Genomic DNA, 17,912 nt, shown 5'->3' with positions numbered 1-17,912 from the left:
GGGGGTGGGGAGAAGGCAGTGACGACAGCTCAGCCCGCCGTTCCACGGACTTGGCGTCAACCGTGAACTGGTGGGCGATCACTTAACCTATTGTCTCAATGATGGGGTCCTCTATACTTATCCCACAGGCCGGAAGCGATGTTTGATTGGCCATGACGAACGAGGTTGCAGATGCGGGTAAAAGTAGCAGCCATTCAGATGGCCGTAGGGGGGGACGAGGCTGACAATATCGCCAAGGCGCTGCGACAAGTAACCTCAGCGGCGGATGCCGGGGCCAGGATCATTCTCCTCCAGGAACTCTTCAGCACGCCATACTTCTGCAAAGATCAGAACCCCAACTTCCTGACCCTGGCGCAGCCCCGCGAGAGCCACCCCGCCCTGCTCGCCATGCAAAAGCTGGCGCGGGAGCGCGAGGTCGTGCTCCCGGTCAGCTTTTTTGAGCGCGCCAATAACGCCTTCTTCAACAGTCTTGTGGTTTTTGACGCCGACGGCAGCGATCTGGGGCTCTATCGCAAGGCCCATATCCCGGACGGTCCCGGCTATCAGGAAAAGTTTTATTTCAGCCCCGGCGACACCGGGTTCCGCGTGTTTGACAGCCGCTACGGACGCCTCGGTGTCGCCATCTGCTGGGACCAATGGTTCCCGGAAGCAGCGCGAGTGATGGCCTTGCAGGGTGCCGAAATACTGTTCTACCCCACCGCCATCGGCTCCGAGCCCCAGGCCCCCGAAATCAACAGTCGCGGGCACTGGACCAGGGTCATGCAAGGCCATGCCGCCGCCAATCTCGTCCCCGTCGTGGCTGCCAACCGGGTGGGACGGGAAATCGGCCGGGAGAGCGAAATCACCTTCTATGGCGGCTCCTTCATCAGCGACGCCACCGGCGCACTCATTGTCCACGCCGACCAGGAAGAGACCATCCTCTATGCCGATCTCGACCTGCAAGCCCTCGCTGCACAGCGGCTGGAGTGGGGACTCTTCCGTGATCGCCGCCCTGAACTGTACACGCCCATCCTAACTTTGGACGGGAATCCGCGTCGTGGATGATTCCCCCCCCTCCGCGCCACCCGTCATCGCGCTGAGCGCCTATGAGCGCAACGGAGAGGCCTTTTCCCTCGCCCCTCAGTATGCCGCCGCCGTCTGTCAGGCGGGCGGGTTACCCATCCTTTTTCCACCCCAGTGCCCCGAAGCCCGACTTATTCTATCGCGCTGTGACGCGCTGGTGCTCACCGGCGGCGGCGACATCTCTCCCGATTTTTACGGTGCGTCGCGTGACGACAGCATTCATGCCGTACATCCGGACCGCGACGCCTCTGAGATCGCGCTGGCGCGAGAAGCCATCGCCCGGCGTATTCCGGTGCTCGGCATCTGCCGCGGCCTGCAGATCATTAATGTCGCCTTGGGCGGCGACCTGCTCCAGGACCTGCCCAAAAGCATCGGTACCCGCATTTGCCATCGCAACGCCGAGCATAATCCCGTCATGCATGAGGTCATCGTCTTGGCGGACACGTTGCTAGGGCGAATCGCCGGGCGGGATACCCTGGAGATATCCTCCTGGCACCACCAGGCCATCGCGAATATGGCCCCCGCACTACGCATCAACGCCATCGCCGAGGATGGCGTCATTGAAGCCGTGGATATGCCCGACAACCCAGATGTCTTTGCCGTCCAGTGGCACCCGGAGCATACAGCCGCCGGTGACCCGCATCAGCAGGCTCTGTTTGATTGGCTGGTACAGCGCGCTGCCCGGCGCATAGCGCGCGCAACGGGGCACAGCGCGACAAAGACTTAGCGGGAAGGATGTTCGGAAGGCTGCAACCGCTGTTGCAGCCAGGCCAGCGCAGCGGGAATCAGCGAAATCACGATGATGGCGACAATCACCATATTCAGATGGCTTTTGACCCAGGGAAAGCGCCCGAGGAAATAGCCCGCGCCGAGCAAGCCCCCCACCCACAGGAAAGCGCCCGTCAGATTGAAGCCAAAGAAGCGACGGTACGGCATGGCGGCAATACCTGCCACAAAGGGCGCGAAGGTACGAATAACCGGCAGAAAACGGGCGATAATCACCGTCTTACCGCCATGTCGCGCATAGAAGCGCTGGGTCGTATCCAGGTGCCGGACATTGAGCAAGCGCCCGCCAAAAAGGTGGACACCCCAGCGGCGGCCCACCCAGTAATTCACCGCGTCACCCAGCACCGCCGCAGCCACCAGCAAACCCAGCAGCCAGGGCGCGCTCATGATGCCTGCACCGGCTAGAGTACCACAGATAAAAAGCATGGAGTCGCCCGGCAAGACCGGCATGATCACCAGCCCAGTCTCCGCAAAGAGAATCAGGAACAACAGGGCATAGACCCAGGCTCCATATTCCTGCAAAAACAGAATCAGGTATTGGTCAAAGTGCAGCAGAATCTGCACGAGATGATGAATATCCGACATTGGCGCGATCACCCGGTGCGACGTGGATTCACGCGTCTTCCGGCGCGCCGCGGTAACGCTGATAGTGACGTTCGAACATCATCTCCAATTCAACAATAACCGTCCCTGCCGCTTCCCCGCCCATCACATGCCTGGACATCAGGCCGGAGGTGTCGTTGAGCATCTCCTTGGCATCGAGCATGGCATAGCTTTCCCGCAGGCGTTTAATCGCGCCGACGACGGTCTCACCCTCTTTGGCGGGTAAGATATTCGGCTCCCGTGGCATCGGCTCTGGCGCTGGCTGTCGCCGGCTATTCAGGAATTCCGCAAAAGTAAGCACCTGCTCCTGCTCCGCACTCCCGAGCCTGCGCATAACGCGGAGAATATGGCGTTCCCGACTGTTCATACATCGTCCCCAGTGTCCACCTTGAGGGCAAATACCCGTGGTTTGCGTTTCTCCGTCATAAGAGACAATTCGCGGACCAGAGCGACAATGACCCGGTCCGTAGTTTTCTGCATCTCCGGCCACAGTGCCCGCGCCTGCCCCAGCAGTTCGCCGATATTCTCGGGCGTTTCGCGGTCCTCTTCCATGAGGATATCTTCAATCAGCCCCGGCTTCATCTCCGGCCGGAACAGTAGCCCTACCACCCCCTCTTCCGGGCGGAAGGCGATCCAGCGACCTTCGTCATCCACCACCAGCGGCTCGATGCCCTCCGGCAGGGTGGCGGTGCCCGGCGACCAGACCATCACCTGAGCGCCGTCCACCGCCTGCGCCAGCGGGTCGTTGCGGCCGACATCGGTGGCATGGGCGGTGGTGAAATAGGCGTTATGGTAGGGCTCCAGATGCAATTCGGCCCCTTCATACTGCGCCAGCAATAACGCGCCCAGACCAAAGCCCACCACTGGCCGCTTCGCCTTGCGGAAAATGGCGATGGTATTGAGTTCCTGGGTCAGCCAGGCATATTTGTCCGTCTCCAGGGGAGACATAGGCCCACCCAGCAGAAATAAGGCATCAAAGGTCAGCGCATTGCCCGGCAGTTCGTTACTGAGAAAAACCCGGAAGTAACTGAAACCGATGTCGCGCTTCTCCAGTTGACTCTCCACGATGCCCAGAAACTCGGAGTAACTGTGCTGCACGACGGCAAAATGTTTCATATTAACTCTCTCGACGCACCGGCACGGACAGCATATCCCTGCTACAGCGGTCTTTCGCGAACTCCAGAAATTCATCCATCACCAGACTACGGAATTTCTGCTTCTGATAGACGAATGAGTAGGGGCGGGCCAGCGGCGGATTCAAGGGGCGGGCCAGTAAAGTACCGAGCGCCAGCTCCTTGAGGACAGTCGCCTCGGAGACAACAGCCACCCCCAGCCCACCTTCCACCGCCCCTTTAACCGCTTCCGGGCTGCCCAATTCCATGGTGATATGCAGATCGTTGGTATCCACGCCGACCTGATGCAAGTACTCCATAGTCACCTCACGGGTGCCCGATCCTTCTTCTCGGGAAACGAAGGGATAATCCAGCAACTCTTGCGCCGTCACACTTTCGTGACTACCCAGGGCATGATCGGGGTGGGCAATCACAATCATGGAGTCCATGCAGCACTTGAGGGTGGCGAGGCTCTTGTTGGTTACCAGACCTTCCACCAGCCCCAGATCGATGCTGTTATCCTCAATCATGTGGACAATTTTATCCGTATTGCCCACATGCAGCCGTACCTGCACGTCGGGATACTTCATTTTGAAATCGCCAAGCACCCGGGGCAGCATGTATTCGGCGATGGTTGTACTGGCGCCGATAAGCAGATGCCCGCGCAGATCACCGGTCATCTCCCCTACGCGATTGGACATCTCGACGTAGAGGGAAATAATGCGCTCCGAGTACTCATAAACCACCATGCCGGCCTCGGTGAGACTGATGCGGTTATGGGTGCGGTCAAACAAACGCGTATTGAACTGCTCTTCCAGTTGCTTGACCTGGAAGGTCACCGCCGGCTGGGTCATATGCAGTGTATCTGCCGCCTTGGTAAAGCTGAGCAGCCTTGCCACCGTGTGAAAAACCTGTAAACGCCTGTCTGCCATGGAAATCCTTAAGTCGCCCGCGACTTTTCACCAGTTTATGGGTAATATCTGAGCGCTTCAATACAGTATTTACGGAGGATAACCCATGCCCAAGGCTTGGGAAAAGCTCGATCTGCAAGGCGCTGGGGTACAGAGTTTACAAATTCGTCTGCAAAAACTCCAGAAAAAATCTCTATATGGCTATCTATACTGGGGTTTGTTTCCTGTCGGCGCACATCGTATTTATCTGGAACAGGCATGGGCCTGGGCCTTTCCGCTGGTCAGCGTGGCGGTTATTATGCTGGCCTTTCTGGGTTTAATCTGGGAAGCCATTAGCCTTGCCGTTGTACTCTGCGCCCTTGCGCTCTGGGACCTCAGCCGCATTGACCTGTGGATCAGCACTTACAACAAGGAACTGCGTAAGGCAAGTTGGTTCGCCAAGCAGACGCCGGCCGCCCCCGCCAACTACCAGGGACGCGCGGACACCGGCGAGAAAGCGGCGCAATGGCAGCGCGAGTTACAAGACTATACCCAAACCAAGGAGAGCGAGCGTGCCGGCCATCCTGCCGCCAATGTCCCTGCCAAAAAGGGTTTTTCGCCGGGCCAGCGCCGCCTCTCTTTCGCGGAACAGGAGCGTCTGCTCACCGAAATGGCCAAATCTTCGAAAAGTGCGGCGGAGAAAAAGCCACCTGATTCTGCCGAAAAGTAAACGGGATTACTTACATCCGGCCTATTGCTCCTTTTCAAACATGGCCAGATAGCGCTCCCTGGGGAGCGGTGGCTGTTTGGCTACCGCCAGGAAATCGGCGAGATGCAGGGGTGTACTGAGCCCCACCAGGGTGACCCCGATGCCGGGCGTGGAGCGCACAAACTGAATGGCGCGCTGCGCGGCATCGGCCAGTTCCGGCATCGCCTCCTGCAGGGAAGGCACCTCTTCCCGCGCCAACAGGCCCTTGCCAAGGGGATGGCTCGCCATGATGGTCAGCTTGAGCTGAAAAGCCGCCTGAATGGTCGAGCCGATATTGCCCTGCCCCGTCACCTGACTGAAGCGCGTGTAGGCCTCCGGCATCAGCGCGTTGAAAGGCAACTGTACTACCCGCAGATGGTGGCGATTGCCCTGCCCCGCCGCCTTCTCGGCCAACCCGATGAGGCTGGTCAGGGACTGGAACAGGGTATTATCCGTCTCTACCCGGCAGGCATTGAAGGTGGAAATGCCGTAGTAGCGAATCTTGTTGGCCTGCACCGCCGCTTCGAGCATAGTGAACACATCCATCAGTTTGCGATACATCTGTTCTTTGCCAATCAAGGGGATATGCACCTCCGGCTGATCCACCAGAAACACATCCAGGGTTTCCAGACCGGTTTGCGCGCGCAGGGTATCCAGTTGCCAGGCAATATATTCCGGACTCAGACAGTGGACCCCCTGGACCAGATCCTCCTCTTTGCCCAGCCCCTTGGCCACCACCTCCTCACGGAAGAATCTCAGCGGATCTTCTGGCCGTCCGTCGGGGAAGGTCAGAAAGCCCCCCTTGCCGACCACGAAAAACTCCTCACGCTGGATACCTGCCGCCATCGCCTTCGCGATGCCCACACCTACCGCCCGCCCGGCCCGCCCGAAGCGGTAGTTGGCACCGGTGTCGATGACGTTGATGCCCGACTGCAAGGCCCGCGCCACAATAGCCGCCACCGCGACATCCGTCACATCGTCCACGCCACCGGGGAAGGTCCCAACTCCCAGGGAGGATAGCTTGATGCGGGTGTTCAAAAAGTCACTGAAATGTTCGTCAGCAAGGGTCCCGGCGAAGCGCGCCACATAGGCCTTGGTACCCGCACTGCTCGCGGCCCCCGGAATCAGTCCATTTTCCGCAGCATTCACGCAGCGTTACTCCTGTTGGCAAAGAGGGGATGATGGTGCAGCAAAAAATCCAGACGTTCACGCAGTTCGGCGCGCACCGGGCCGGGCCGGGCCGCATCTTCCAGACTCAGGAACTGCTGACGATAGTCTGGCGCATCCTCATCGTCCAGTTCCCATTCGACCGCCTGGAGCAGCGCTTGCCCAGGCGCGGGTAATTCCACGGGCAACAAACGTCCGCTCAGAATGGCCCAGAGACCGGTCCAGCAGCGCGCCAAAGCAACGGGATGATAACCGCCCCCGCCTAGGACCAGCAGACGCGGACTTTCCGCCACGATCTGGCGCACGACTTGCCAGAACAAGCCGTTGGAAACCCGAAACTTGCTCAAAGGATCCGGTGCGAGGATATCGGTGCCCGCCTGCAGAACGACGACATCAGGGCTGAAGCGCTGCAAAACACGAGGCCATAACTCGGCAAAAGCCAGCGCATATTCGCTGTCATTCACCTCCTTGGGCAAAGGCAGATTAACCGCCAGTCCCGGCCAGTCGGTGAGCTTACCGCCCTGAAAGGGATAGGCGTAGTCCGTATCCATGTGCAGGGAGGCCGTCAGCGTGTCCGGGTCCTCCACAAAGGCCGCCTCCACCCCATCACCGTGGTGGGCATCCATGTCCCAGTACAGCACCCGCAGACCGGCGCGGCGCAGGCGCTGAATGGCGAGCACCGGGTCGTTGAGATAGCAGAAGCCGCGCGCCTGACCCGGTGCGGCATGGTGCATCCCGCCCGCAGGGCTGAAGGCGGTTGCGCCTTCCAGCACGGCTTCCGCCGCGAGCACACTGGAACCGGTAGCCAGGGAGGGCGTATCGAAAAAACCGGGGAAATAGGGATTCTCCAGCGTACCCAACTGATAACGCTGACGATCGCTGTCCTGCACACCACCGCGAAACTGCGCCCGCTCAAAGGCCTGTATGTACTCTTTCGTATGAAAGCCAAAGAGCTCCCGATGACTTGCCGGGCGGCCCTGCCGATATTCTTCCGGTGCCATGGCCCCGTAACTGTTGATGAGGTCCAGGGTCAGGGACACCCGCGGAATCGCCAGGGGATGGTTACCCCCATAGCTCGCCCGCCGGTAACGCGCCGCCCCGACGAAGACCGCCGGGCGGGTCGCGGCGATCTGCGGGCGCAGCATCCCCCGCTCGTTCACTCTGCTGGCAACCGTCTGCGCCACACCCGTCACACGCTGTGGCCCCGCAGGCGCAGATAAATCTCCGGTAGACGCGTCGGCAGGCTGTCGAGATGGGGCAACACGAGATAGTGCCCCGGCCCGAAAACCAGCGGCAGATATTCGCCACCACGCGGATCGAGACTGATACAAAAGGCGTGAACACCCAGGTCTTGCGCCTCCTTCACCGCCATGCGCGTATCCTCCTGCAAATAGCGAAAGTCACCGCCGTCGTCATAATCTGCGGGACGGCCGTCCGACAGAATCAGCAGCAAACGTCGCTGCGCCGGACTGCGCAGCATGAGCCGCGCGCTATGGCGGATGGCTGCCCCCATGCGTGTCGCCAACCGCCCGGACAAGCCGCCGAGCAAGGCCCGCGCCCGGGAATCAAACTTGTCGGCAAAGCGCTTGATAGGGTAGAGCAATACCTCGTCATGATATTTGCTGGCGAAGCCATAGAGGGCAAAGGGATCACCCACTTCTACCAGTGCCTCGCCGAAAAGGAGCATGGCCGCGCGCAGACGATCCACCACCCGTACCCCGGAATCTCCGGCCTCTGCCATGATGGAGGTGGAGAGGTCGGCAAGAAGCAGTACGGAAGTGTCCCGCTGTTGCGGTCGTCTTTGCTGGTAAATGCTGGCTTTAGGCGAGCGCCCGGCGCGCCGTTCCACCATAAACTGCACCGCAGCCTCCAGATCCGGCTCGTCACCCTCGTACTGCCGACGGCGCGGCGCCATCCGGGTCGGCTTCTGCGCCTGCAAGGCTCGCTTCAGACGCCTTAATGTACCGTCATATTCTGCGGCAATGGCGACAGCTCTGACCTCATCCTGTTCGCGCAGGGGGCGCTCGTGCACCCGTGCCCAGTTTTCCTTATAGCTCTGCTGCCGGTAGTCCCACTCCCGGTAAGGCCAGCCGCCTTGGGGACCTTGTACCCCGCGACCACTGCCAATAATCCTAGCGGGGATGGGAATACCAACCCCGACGCGCCCGCCGGTCCCCTGAATATCCTCGGGCGGGATATCCATATCCGGATCGTTGCCCTCCGCCTGTTGCGGGGCCTCCCGGGGCTTCTCTTCGTGGCCGGCGGCACCCAGCTCGCCACCACCATCCATCTCCGGCGCGTCAGTGCCACGTTTATGGCGCGGATACACCGGTCGCGCGGCATTGGGCGAATGGCCGGGCAGATAGGCGCGGGCCCGCTCGGACAGGGATATCGGCGGCAAATCCGTCGTCGCATACAGGGTCAGCGCCGCCCGGAAGGCATCGACAATGCCCGCCTGCGCCATCGTCAACGCGGCCATATCCTCCGGCAATCTTCCGGCCATACCGTCTTCCAGCAGCGACAGCGCTGCCTGGTAATAGCATCCGGCAGCCCCTTCCGGCGGATTGTGGGCATGCGCTGCCCGCAACACCCGTGCCAGATAGCCGGGCATCTCCCGTTCCAGCGCCGCATCCACGCGCAAGTCTTCGCAGAGGTCGAAAATAAGCTGGAAGCGGATCAGGTCTTCCCCGAACTGCGCGAAGAGCGGCCGCCAGGTCATCCGCTGGTCGGGATCCAGGGGTGGATGCTCCATACCGATTTCCGCAAAAAGGGCGCGGATGGCATCCTGCTCGTAGCTGTCAAACACCAGATGCGCGCCGGTATGGTAAAAGGCGAGCAGTGCCTCTTCCCGGTCCGGCATCACCGCCGGTACGAAGAGGCTGCGCCCGTCGGTCTCCAGAAAACTGCGCCCGCCTTCCAGGCTCCAGTCGCCCTCTTCCAGGGGCAGATGCAGCCCGGTCCAGGCCTGAAGCAGGAGTCCAAAGAGCCGCCTGTGGGTCCCTATATGAAAGCCGGGCAAAACCTCCAGCAAGAAGCTGCGCGCCTCGTCACTTTCCAGCCGGAACCAGGCCTCACCGCGCACCCGCCCCGCCGCCAGCACATCCGCGCCGCGCCGCGCCCACTCTGCTACACCCTCCAGTCCGCAGATGCCACGTACCTTGATGGCACCCTCCAGATAGGTCCCCAGCCCCAGGCGCCCTTTGGCCAGGGTATCGGCGGGCGTCAGCAGCGCCCGCAGCCCCTCAGTGCCCGCGTCGCCAAACAGAATGGCTGCAGGCACCCGGAAATAGGAGGCCGCGCTGTCCACATGCCGGTCAACCCAGGCGGCACCCAAGGCAAACCACAACGCCTCTCCCTCTACACCCCAACCCCGGCGTACCGCGCTGGCCTGTTCAAAGAAGCCCACCGCCGCCCGGAAAGTACCGCGCTGACTGAGGAACCTGCGAGCCTGATCGAGCCAGGGATCCAAGCCCCCAAAGGCTTTTACCAAATCGGCGGTGGCATGAAAAAACGCCTTGCCCGCTTCCCGATCATAAAAAAACAGGTCCCGCCCGGTCTCCAGGTACCGCAAGGTCGCCACCTCACCTAATGGGGTAACCGCTGGCAAAGCCGCCCGCGCATCCCTCCCGGCCACAAAGCTGATGGCCGCCAGATGGTCGAGGATATCCTCCGTCGCCGCCGACATGGCCGTTCCTTAGCCCTGTTCCGGGAAGAAGGTCCGGAAAATCTCCAGCAGCGCCTCGGCCAATTCCGGATCGTCCGTCTGCGGATTGATGATCGCCACGGTACAGGCTTCCAGCGCGTCCAACCCCGCCACCATCAGCGCACCCGCATAGATCAGGGCGCGGGTAGAGGTCACTTCCTGCAATCCCTGATCCTTGAGATTCCGCGCCTTACCCGCCGCCGCCACCAGCGCTCTGGCCCGACGCTCATCCATGCTCGCCTCTTTCATCACAATCCGGGTTTCCACAGCGGCGGGCGGATAGTTGAAATTCATCCCCACAAAACGCTGCTTGGTCGAAGGCTTGAGGTCCTTCAGCACCGTCTGGTAGCCCGGATTGTAGGAAATCACCAGCATAAAATCGGGGTGCGCAGTGATCTCTACACCGAGCTTTTCGATGGGCAGATGACGACGATGATCGGTCAGCGGATGAATGACGACCGTCGTATCGGTACGCGCCTCGACGATCTCGTCCAGGTAGCAGATCGCGCCCTCCCGCACCGCTTTGGTCAGCGGGCCGTCCTGCCAGACCGTCTCGTTACCCTCGATCAGAAAGCGTCCGACCAGATCCGAACTGGTAAGGTCTTCATGGCAGGCCACGGTCACCAGCGGCCGTTTCAGGCGCCACGCCATGTGCTCCAGAAAGCGGGTCTTGCCGCAGCCCGTCGGCCCCTTGAGCATGACCGGCAGACGCCGACCCCAGGCCGCCATGAACACCCTTACTTCATTCGCCACCGGCTCATAAAAAGGCTCATCGATGAGCAGGCGCAAGCCGTTACTCTCTGCCATTTTCGTATCACTCATAACTTTGTCCCCATTGTTTTGCTCGGCATGACTGCGCAGGTACAGATAGATATGGCGCAGGGTATGAATCACCATGCGCTCCGGCTGTGCGGGCAGCGCGTCGGCACGCTCCGCTATCAGGCAATTCTGATAAAAAATCAGTTCACGGCAATTGTCGCGAATGGTGTTCCAGTGGGGTGCGCCCTTCACCAGCGCCCTCCACAATTCCAGCAAATCTGCATCACTGGCATAAGGCTTGTGCTCCGCTGCCAGCATAATGCGCAACATGGCTGCCGCTTCTTCCACGCCCGCCACCACCAGTTGCGGCAAGGCCATCCCCGCAGCCTGCTGCCGCGCCAGCGCTTCAATACGCACGTGCACTCCATCTAATGCGCTTATCAACCCGATTGACTGTGTCATCATCACTCCTGATGGATTTTTCGGTCGCACCCCGCTACCACTCCGGACGATTTTCGTCTAGGATAAAAGAGTTTCAGCTGAATGCGTGTACAATTCATTTTATAGCGTGATTAAGAAGGGGCTACCATGAGCATGAATCTGATCAAAATGGTCAAACTCAACAACCTGCAATACAACGCCAACCGCGACCCGCAAGTTTATCGCCGCGTGGCCGGCCATCCTTTCCGGATTCAGGCCCTGCTGGAAGGCAAGGGAACGGCAAAGATCAGCGTCACCTGCGAAGGCAAGACCATGAAGGAAACCAGCATCGAATTGCCCGGCATTTTCTCCTACGAAGTCACCTTCAAAAACGCTGGTATCCGTATCGCCACCCTCACCGTCAGCGCCGACGGCCGGAGCGAAAGCCATGACCTGCTGCTGGATACCGAAGCCCACGCCAAAGTCGGCTGACCCTGCGCAGCAGACCATCCCCATCGGTGCTCCGGCCGATGGGCGGTCCACCCCTCACCAGCCAAACTGGGCAAAAAATTCCGGCAGACGCTGCAAGCCCGTATCCCGGTCAAAAAAGCGGTCCGCCCGCGCCGAACGCGCCGCATCCCGCCGTTCCTGGCTTCCACCCAGACAAAATATCGCAATATTCAACTGGTATTCCCGCCGCAGGATATCAATCAGTTCAACAGGATCTACAATCCCCGGATCATCCAGACTGAGCAGCATGAAACGATGCAACAGCACTTCCTGCCAATCGCCGAGACCGTCCAGGTCCGTAGCCTCCGTCATCCCCCAGCCTTCGGGCGTCGCCGCCACCACGGAAGCCCGCAATTCGGGATCACCCGCCATAAGAATAAAGCGCTTGCGCATCCGGTCACTAATACTCGGCACCAGGCCACCTCCATTGCATGAATTCAGGATATCCCTAAAAGGCACGACAGATTCAATCCGTCCAGACCGCCGTCTCTGATAGTCTTTCGCCCCAGAGCGCGGCCCCGGCCCCGGCCATTTCCCGCAAGCGTTCGTCAAACCCCGCCGAACCAGGCTGCAGGCCAGTCAGCGTATCCCCCTGCCCCGCCGACCAGGCAGAACCAGCGACGCGCCGAAAGGTGTCATTTTCCGTCCACACTCGCAGCCAGTGGCCATCAGGCCAGTGCTGCTCCGTCAGGAAAGCGCCCGCCTTGAGCTTGATACCGGCAAACACCCGACGGCGGACGGGCTGGTCCCAATCCACTTCCTCCAACTCGGCCTGCCCCATCGCATACTGCTCGGTCTCAGTAGGCTCCGTCGGGAGGACCAACTCATAGCCCGCAGCCCGCAGCAACGCCGGACAGACTTCCCGCAAAGCCCCTGGATCCACCACCTTGTCCAGCAACTGCGACCAGCTACACAACCCTTCCTGCAACGCTTCTGTCAGCCAAGCACGGAATTCATGTGAAGGCGCCGCCACACAGTCCACAAAGGACGCCCACTGCGCATCCAGGATGAAGCTGCCACCGAGCACCAGACTGCGCCCAATGGTGGCCGCCCCGGTGCCGCCGATTTTGCGCCCCTGACACCAAAAATCATGTCCATCCCGCGCCTCCACCTTTAATCCAAAATAGGCGTGTACAGCGATCACCCAAGGGGCAATCAGGGCAAACAGCTCAGGCGCACGGCACACCCGCGTAGCAGGCGGAAAGATAAAGAAATAACTCAACTGACCAGGATCTACCCAGACCAAACCACCACCCAATGCCCGTTGCACAACCGGAATCCTCAGCCGCTCACAAGCCGCCCGGTCCAGCTCCGCACCCGGCCCTTGTGCGGCCCCCAGACTCAGATGGGCGTCAGACTGCGCCAGCAGCAGAATGGGCACATCCTGCTCACCCTGCGCCTCCGCCAAGCCAACATAAGCACGGTGCAGAGCCTCCGGGGCGAGCCCACCCAGATGAATCAGGCGAATTCGCACGACTTACAAAACCGCATCCAATCGAAACAACCTATCCGCCCCGATCAGCTCTGCGCAGTCTCCTCCTGCGCTTCTTTATCCTTCGGGCGATAAAAAGCGGAGAAATAGAAGTCGCGCTCATTGAGGGCCTGATGCCAGCGCACCCGCTCTTCCACGCCCGCCTGCATGATGCCTGCCATGGCCATGGACTGCTCGCCGTCGAGAATCAGGATGCCATCCTGCAAATCTTCATCCAGATCAATAAAATGTGCCGCCAGTCCTTGCGGCTCCTGGATATGTACCAGGAAAGACTTGCAGGAGGGGTCTTCCGGGTCCAGCGGTGTCATCACCAGCCGCCCCAGATAAGCCATCCGCGCCAGTTGATTGAAACGGGGGATCTCCAGCTTCTTCCCTATCTTGTATTTTTTCAGCTCGTTTTTCAGACTGCTGACATCGGTAATCGGTATCGGCTTCATGATAATCCCTAGCAATGCGCTCTACTATATTTTCCCCCAAAAACCCCTCCCCGCGCAAGGCGCCCACACAAAAAGGGAGACGGTTACCCGTCTCCCGCATGCCCTTGAGGAGGGATTTTTTAGAAGTCGTAACCGATCTGAAGACCGTAGGCATTCTCGGCGAGGGTGGCGCTGGGTGCCTGGTTTCCATAGAAAGGCGAACTACCAGCAGGTCCAGTAATCGTATTAGCAAACGCATGCATGTACGCTTCAGTCAACTTCCAACCCATACCCAGTTTCTGCGTTGCACCAAAGGTAATCGCATTCTGAACAACTGCTGGGAAAATCAGGTTGCTTGCGGTGTCTGCGTTACTGATGGGGTTGGAACCATATGTGTAACCAGCGCGCACCTGCAGCCAGTTGGTGAGATCATATTGTGTGCCGATGTTTGCCACCCACTGGTTAGTCCAATGCATCGGTAACGCGACACTGGAAGTACCCTGCCAAGGTCCGTAGATGGTGAAGTTATTCATGGTAGCATGCCAGTTGATCCATTGTCCTTCTACGCTGATCAACCACTGCGGAATAGGGCGAATCGCCAAACCAAGAGCAATTTGCTGTGGGTAATTCAAATGCCCACTATATTGCCCAGCTCCACCTTGCACATTTCCCGGACCTACTTCGCCAGACTCTTGCCATGTCATTGGTGTGAACATTACAGGTGACTTATAGGTAGCACCCAGTGTCACCATATCATTCACCTTGTACAGTGCGCCCAAAGTCACACCTACACCATATGCCCATGAGGGCGCGGCCAGATTTAAGCCCCCACCGACATAATACGCGTTCGACTGCCCTGCGAAAAAGGCATTGTTATTTGGTGTAAATGACTGAACGAATGAACCCTGCTCGGCAGAGATATTCAAAGACGCACCTACTGCCAAATGACTATTCACTTTCATCGCGAGAGAAGGAGCCATTTGCATAAACGTAATACTGCTATACGCATTGATCGTCCCCGGCGCAAACCCCGGTGAAGGTGGATTGCCACGCATGTTGTATGCTGGACCATTTACGCTAGGTTGAATGTAATTCACCCCCAAGCCGGAGGTACCATATACACCACCACCAAATACAATGCCATCTCCAAATGCCGGTGCCACCCAACCAATGGCCGGTACGCCGTAGACGTTACTATGGCTACCAATCTCGCCAAAACCAAAATTGGTTTTGCGGGTTGGATTAAAAATCTCCGCCGAGAATGCCGCTTGCGGCGTCATCAATGCCAATCCGGCCGGGTTACTCATAGCCGCAGACAAGGGATCATCCGGCGCGGCCACGACGGCACCCGCCATGCCCATGGCGTACTGACCAATACCGATCAACTGATAACCATCTGTAGCAAACGCACTGGCCGACAGGCCCATCGCCAACGTCGCGCCAACCGCAATTCCTAAAATCCGTGATTTTTTCATCTGCATCCTCCGCCCTCAGTTGTGTCGCTAATGACACGATGATTGTGTTGGAACTGGAACAGTGTTGCAAGGCCTTGGTTCTATCAATTTTTTAATCCGTTTATCAACCCATAAAATATTGGTTTATTAGCAACAATAAACATTCCGAGATTTTATGACCACAGCGCACAGCGCCCAATAAAAAAGGGGCCGAAGCCCCTATATGCGCACTACATAATACACCCCGATTCGGGGCATGACCTTGGCGCTAGCCCAAAAACTGCAAATCCTGTAACCGCATCTGGCGCCGCACGATCTCCACATCTTCCTTGTTCAGCGCAAAGGGAAAGGAGCGGATGTCCGAAGGCGACGAATCCCCATAAGGCCGATTACAGGCGCTGACTTCTTCATCATCCTTCCCTGGGCAGCCAGAGGTCTGGAAGGGCTTACCGGAGTTGATGATGTCTTCCAGTTCCGCCTGCGGATAACCGAAACCCAGTACGCGGCCATACTGATCAAATTCCATATCCTCATAACGGCCACCCGCATAATCGATGAGGAAACGGCCCAACTGCACCCGGCGCCAATGGTCCTGGGGCACTGCGTCCCAATCTTCCATCATGGAACCCTTCTCGGGGAAGAAGGCGAACATATGATTGTGACCGCCCATATCTTTCATCTTCTGGCAGACGGCGAGGATTTCCTGCTCCGTCTCGCCCATGCCGCAGATCAGATGCGCACCGAATTTTTCGGGACCGTAAATCTCCGCCGCCCATTCGATGGTCTGCCAGTACTTGTCCCAGGAATGAGGGCTCTGCACCGTCTTGCCACGGGTGCGCTCAAAGATTTCTGGCGTCACGGCGTCCAGTGCGACGGTAAAGATATCGGCACCCATCGCCTTGAGGTCGATAAGATCCTGCTTCTCCATGGTGGTCGGATTGGAAAGGATGGATGCGGGGATGTGGGGCGCCACTTCCATCCAGCGCTTCAGCATGACTTGTGTATCATGATCAGAATCGGGATGGGTGATCATACTGATGCACATACGCTGGAACTGACCCTTGTCGCTGTTCTTGGCGATACGTTCGAGCATTTCATCCACGCGCACCGTCGGCCAGTCCACCCGGATGAAGTTGCGGTCAGCGTAATCGCGGCTCTCTTCACGATGCCGGGCCAGACCGCAGTAGGTGCAGTTGGCACGACAGCCTTCCGGGTAAGTCATCAACAGATTCAGGCAATTAGTACAGGAGGTACGGTGCATCACCCCAGGCACCAGGCCCAGCGTAATCGCCGCCGCGGTGCTGAGCTGCACATATTCAGGCGACCGCATCGTCGGCGTTTTGACGAAATAATCCGGGCGATAAAAGTTCAAGGGCTGAGAATTTTCTTGCGCTACCGCACTCATGGAAGTTCCTCCTGTCATTCCGCCTCAGGCGGCGTAGTATTCATCAAAGGCGATCCAGCCGGATCGCATTACCCTGTCTTCCTGGGCCGCAGGCTGTCGCCACACGGCTTCCAAAGATTTTCTCCGCTGCACAGCCCGCGCCAGGGCTGGACCAAACTGATCCTGCATATCTTCTGCGTAGCTCTCTAACGCGTCCCCGTCGCCCGCCAGATAATCAGCAGCGGCCAATCCTGCACCCTCACCACTGATTACCGCAGCGGGGATACCCGCCCCGGTAATGGGATGGGTCAGCCCCGCTGCGTCTCCGACAAGCACCACGTTGCCATGTACCATCAGCCGAATGCCGCCCACGGGAATCGCGCCACCGGTACGTCCGAAGACGGCTTCGCCGATGATCCCGCGCTCTACCATCTGCCGATGCAACTGTTCCAGCGGCAATTTAAGATTATCCTCAAAACGCCGATCCGCACCCAGTCCGAGATTCGCCACCGACCCGCGAGGAAACAACCAGCCATAGCCGCCAGGAAAGGCGTCCGAGAGGAAAATGTCCGTATCCGCATAGGAACGCAGCAACGGCACCGTATATTGACGGGTATAAACGACCTGTTGATGCGGCAAGCCCACCGCCGCCGCCACCAGGCTATGTGGCCCATCGGCGCCAATCAACAAGCGGGGGCGCACCGTGAGCTCCTCATCTGTGCCGCGCCGCAAGCGGGCCACGGCGCCATCCCAGGCGAGGAATTGGCAACGCATCTCCACCTGCGCGCCCGCCGTCTGCGCCAACTCCGCCAACCCCTGATCAAAACGTGCCCGGTCAATCATCATGCCGGGAAAGACGCTGTGATGCTGTAGCCCGGATGGCAGTACCGTCAACATCCCTGCTACGTCCTGCACCCGCGAATCCGTTTCATGTACGGTACGCAAGAGCGGCATGGGGACAAACTCGGCACATTGCACCGGGACACCGACCTCTGCACGGCGATCCACGCAGATCACCGTAAGGCCTTTGCCCGCCGCAGCACATGCTGCCGCCGCACCGGCTGGACCAGCACCAATCACCAGTACATCTATGGCTAAAGGGTTCACGCGTCTTTTGCCGCCATCCGCAATACCGTCGCGAAGTGCTCCGGCTGTAAGCCGAAGCCATCGACAGCCTGCTTCTCGAACAACCCCTCGATAACGCCGTCCACGTCGTTCAGATGGACATTACGCAGCACCGCCTCCAGATCGACGATAGCGCGCCGCGGCTGGACAAAATAATCACCGCTGAAGTGAACCTGCCGCACTCGGTTCCCATAACTATCCCAGAGCATTTCCGCTTGCAACGTGCCACCGGGGGCGCGTAACGTCGCTTTACGCAACGGCATATCGTCGCGCGCGCGGCG

At 59.2% G+C, this 17,912-nt stretch carries 18 protein-coding genes and 1 pseudogene; 4 read left to right on the top strand and 15 right to left on the bottom strand.

Annotation, left to right across the window (positions count from 1 at the left end):
• The first annotated feature begins 171 nt into the window (after nucleotides 1-171).
• Nucleotides 172-1,044 carry an N-carbamoylputrescine amidase gene (gene aguB / locus Q0C48_RS08825; RefSeq protein ID WP_291523503.1) on the top strand — a complete coding sequence of 291 codons (873 nt, stop codon included), beginning with the start codon at nucleotides 172-174 and terminating at the stop codon, nucleotides 1,042-1,044.
• Complete coding sequence (locus Q0C48_RS08820; RefSeq protein WP_291523501.1) at nucleotides 1,037-1,789, top strand: gamma-glutamyl-gamma-aminobutyrate hydrolase family protein; 753 nt, start codon at nucleotides 1,037-1,039, stop codon at nucleotides 1,787-1,789. Before aguB ends, Q0C48_RS08820 begins: the two co-directional genes overlap by 8 nt.
• On the opposite strand, the gene Q0C48_RS08815 is transcribed toward Q0C48_RS08820, so the two are convergent.
• The 4 genes from Q0C48_RS08815 to Q0C48_RS08800 are packed head-to-tail and all read right to left on the bottom strand — an operon-like array spanning nucleotide 1,786 to nucleotide 4,495.
• Complete coding sequence (locus tag Q0C48_RS08815; protein WP_291523498.1) at nucleotides 1,786-2,433, bottom strand: VTT domain-containing protein; 648 nt, start codon at nucleotides 2,431-2,433, stop codon at nucleotides 1,786-1,788. The two genes, Q0C48_RS08820 and Q0C48_RS08815, sit on opposite strands and share 4 nt — an antisense overlap.
• A gap of 28 nt (nucleotides 2,434-2,461) precedes the next feature.
• Nucleotides 2,462-2,818 carry a hypothetical protein gene (locus tag Q0C48_RS08810; protein WP_291523496.1) on the bottom strand — a complete coding sequence of 119 codons (357 nt, stop codon included), beginning with the start codon at nucleotides 2,816-2,818 and terminating at the stop codon, nucleotides 2,462-2,464.
• Nucleotides 2,815-3,567, bottom strand: a complete 753-nt coding sequence (locus Q0C48_RS08805) for a GMP synthase (protein WP_291523494.1) — start codon at nucleotides 3,565-3,567, stop codon at nucleotides 2,815-2,817. The genes Q0C48_RS08810 and Q0C48_RS08805 overlap by 4 nt, the downstream gene beginning before the upstream one ends.
• Nucleotide 3,568: 1 nt before the next feature.
• Nucleotides 3,569-4,495 (bottom strand): LysR family transcriptional regulator, encoded by a 927-nt coding sequence (locus Q0C48_RS08800; RefSeq protein ID WP_291523493.1) that lies wholly within the window; start codon nucleotides 4,493-4,495, stop codon nucleotides 3,569-3,571.
• An 85-nt stretch (nucleotides 4,496-4,580) separates the two neighbouring features.
• Here Q0C48_RS08800 and Q0C48_RS08795 point away from each other — a divergent pair, with 85 nt between their 5' ends.
• On the top strand, nucleotides 4,581-5,183 hold the full coding sequence (locus Q0C48_RS08795; protein ID WP_291523491.1) for a TM2 domain-containing protein: 603 nt from the start codon (nucleotides 4,581-4,583) through the stop codon (nucleotides 5,181-5,183).
• 21 nt (nucleotides 5,184-5,204) lie between these two features.
• On the opposite strand, the gene Q0C48_RS08790 is transcribed toward Q0C48_RS08795, so the two are convergent.
• From Q0C48_RS08790 to Q0C48_RS08775, 4 genes are read right to left on the bottom strand one after another with little or no spacing between them, the layout of a single operon-like run.
• Entirely contained in the window at nucleotides 5,205-6,350 is a 1,146-nt protein-coding gene (locus Q0C48_RS08790; RefSeq protein WP_291523489.1) for an aldo/keto reductase, read from the bottom strand.
• A complete protein-coding gene (locus tag Q0C48_RS08785; RefSeq protein ID WP_291523487.1) occupies nucleotides 6,347-7,513 on the bottom strand; it encodes an acetoin utilization protein AcuC in 1,167 nt (388 codons plus the stop codon). The genes Q0C48_RS08790 and Q0C48_RS08785 overlap by 4 nt, the downstream gene beginning before the upstream one ends.
• Nucleotides 7,514-7,557: 44 nt before the next feature.
• Nucleotides 7,558-10,053, bottom strand: coding sequence for a VWA domain-containing protein (locus Q0C48_RS08780; protein ID WP_291523485.1), 2,496 nt, complete (start codon nucleotides 10,051-10,053; stop codon nucleotides 7,558-7,560).
• A 9-nt stretch (nucleotides 10,054-10,062) separates the two neighbouring features.
• Entirely contained in the window at nucleotides 10,063-10,893 is an 831-nt protein-coding gene (locus Q0C48_RS08775; protein WP_291523530.1) for an AAA family ATPase, read from the bottom strand.
• A gap of 525 nt (nucleotides 10,894-11,418) precedes the next feature.
• Between Q0C48_RS08775 and Q0C48_RS08770 the strand changes: the two genes are divergently transcribed.
• On the top strand, nucleotides 11,419-11,742 hold the full coding sequence (locus Q0C48_RS08770; protein WP_291523483.1) for a hypothetical protein: 324 nt from the start codon (nucleotides 11,419-11,421) through the stop codon (nucleotides 11,740-11,742).
• A 54-nt stretch (nucleotides 11,743-11,796) separates the two neighbouring features.
• On the opposite strand, the gene Q0C48_RS08765 is transcribed toward Q0C48_RS08770, so the two are convergent.
• The 7 genes and pseudogenes from Q0C48_RS08765 to Q0C48_RS08735 form a co-directional block, all read right to left on the bottom strand.
• Nucleotides 11,797-12,174 carry a hypothetical protein gene (locus Q0C48_RS08765; protein WP_291523481.1) on the bottom strand — a complete coding sequence of 126 codons (378 nt, stop codon included), beginning with the start codon at nucleotides 12,172-12,174 and terminating at the stop codon, nucleotides 11,797-11,799.
• A 52-nt stretch (nucleotides 12,175-12,226) separates the two neighbouring features.
• Nucleotides 12,227-13,234, bottom strand: a complete 1,008-nt coding sequence (locus Q0C48_RS08760) for a lipoate--protein ligase family protein (protein WP_291523479.1) — start codon at nucleotides 13,232-13,234, stop codon at nucleotides 12,227-12,229.
• Between the two features lie 44 nt (nucleotides 13,235-13,278).
• The gene (locus Q0C48_RS08755) at nucleotides 13,279-13,689 is read right to left on the bottom strand and encodes a hypothetical protein (RefSeq protein ID WP_291523477.1); all 411 of its coding nucleotides are present in this window, start codon (nucleotides 13,687-13,689) and stop codon (nucleotides 13,279-13,281) included.
• A gap of 119 nt (nucleotides 13,690-13,808) precedes the next feature.
• Entirely contained in the window at nucleotides 13,809-15,143 is a 1,335-nt protein-coding gene (locus tag Q0C48_RS08750; RefSeq protein WP_291523475.1) for an outer membrane protein transport protein, read from the bottom strand.
• A 247-nt stretch (nucleotides 15,144-15,390) separates the two neighbouring features.
• On the bottom strand, nucleotides 15,391-16,527 hold the full coding sequence (locus Q0C48_RS08745; protein WP_291523473.1) for a radical SAM protein: 1,137 nt from the start codon (nucleotides 16,525-16,527) through the stop codon (nucleotides 15,391-15,393).
• Nucleotides 16,528-16,551: 24 nt separating this feature from the next.
• Nucleotides 16,552-17,613, bottom strand: coding sequence for an NAD(P)/FAD-dependent oxidoreductase (locus Q0C48_RS08740; protein ID WP_291523471.1), 1,062 nt, complete (start codon nucleotides 17,611-17,613; stop codon nucleotides 16,552-16,554).
• A pseudogene (locus Q0C48_RS08735) lies at nucleotides 17,610-17,912 on the bottom strand (lipoate--protein ligase family protein); the annotation flags it as partial. The gene Q0C48_RS08740 and the pseudogene Q0C48_RS08735, both read right to left, overlap by 4 nt.

Origin of the sequence: Acidithiobacillus sp., from assembly GCF_023255755.1 — a bacterium.
GTDB lineage: Bacteria > Pseudomonadota > Gammaproteobacteria > Acidithiobacillales > Acidithiobacillaceae > Acidithiobacillus.
The sequence above is the reverse complement of the archived record's forward strand: the minus strand, read 5'-3'. Positions and strand labels throughout refer to the sequence as shown.